A 1002-nucleotide genomic window follows, 5' to 3' on the forward strand; every position below is an offset into this window, starting at 1 on the left:
AAGCCGGCATACGGTCTCGTGCCTGTTCTCTTGGGCTCGGAGATGTTTATAAGAGCCAGCGTTCCCGCGGCCCGCCCCGCTCCCCTCGCCCGTACAGGCCCCGCGCGCCGGGCTCATGGAGGCCGGCAGGCGCGCGCGGCTGGACACGCTGCGCGACGAGGTCCGCCGCTACACGCAGGTCACCGGCCGCCGCGTCACGTTCGAGTACGCGCTCGTCGACGGCGTGAACGACACCCCCGCCGAGGTCGCCGCGCTCGCGGCATACTGCCGAGGCATGCTCGTGCACGTCAACCTGATCCCCGTGAACCCGGTGGCGGACTCGGGCCTCGCGCGCGCGAGCGACGAGCGCGTGCGGCGCATCGCCGGCGACCTCGAGGCCGCCGGCGTCGCGGTCTCGGTGCGCAAGGAGCGCGGCGCCGACATCGATGCGGCCTGCGGCCAGCTGCGGCAGCGCGCCGCCGGAGAGGACGAGGCGCCGGTCTAGCCGCCGTCGCGCGACGGGCCGCGACGCCCGGGACGCCGTGGCTCGTCCACGGGGCACATGCCGCCGAGCACCGGGCAGCCGCCACAGACCTTCGGGTCGTACCCTCCCTCACGCACCGGGAACCCGTCCCGGCCGAGCGCCGCGACCGCCTCCCGCAGCTCGCCGAGCAGGCCGTCCCGGTCCGCGGCGGCGAACGTGCGCTCGTCGACCTCACCGGACGGCAGCCACACGAACCTGACGGTAGCCTCGCGCGCGCCGGCCTCGAGCGCCGCAGCCGCATAGCAGCGCGACTGCAGCTCGTAGCCTTCGAGCTTCTCCTCGCTGCGCCCGGCCCCGGTCTTGTAGTCCACGATGAGCGCCGAGTCACCCGTCCACGCGATCAGGTCGACTGCGCCCGCGAGTCGAGTCGCGCCCGCATCGAGCGAGAACGGCTGCTCACGGTGCACGCGTTCCGCTGCCGCGACCCGGGCCGCGGTCTCGGATGTAGCGAATGCATCCACGCACGCACGCACCTCGGC

Annotated in this window: 2 protein-coding genes; one reads left to right on the forward strand and one right to left on the reverse strand. The window is 74.2% G+C overall.

Annotation, left to right across the window (positions count from 1 at the left end):
* Positions 1–223 precede the first annotated feature (223 nt).
* Positions 224–484 (forward strand): hypothetical protein, encoded by a 261-nt coding sequence (locus FDZ70_07695; protein ID TLM73415.1) that lies wholly within the window; start codon positions 224–226, stop codon positions 482–484.
* On the opposite strand, the gene FDZ70_07700 is transcribed toward FDZ70_07695, so the two are convergent.
* Positions 481–1002, reverse strand: a 522-nt coding sequence (locus tag FDZ70_07700) for a PD-(D/E)XK nuclease family protein (protein ID TLM73416.1), incomplete at its 5' end; no start/stop codon positions are given. The two genes, FDZ70_07695 and FDZ70_07700, sit on opposite strands and share 4 nt — an antisense overlap.

It is taken from the genome of Actinomycetota bacterium (assembly GCA_005774595.1).
Lineage (GTDB): Bacteria > Actinomycetota > Coriobacteriia > Anaerosomatales > D1FN1-002 > D1FN1-002.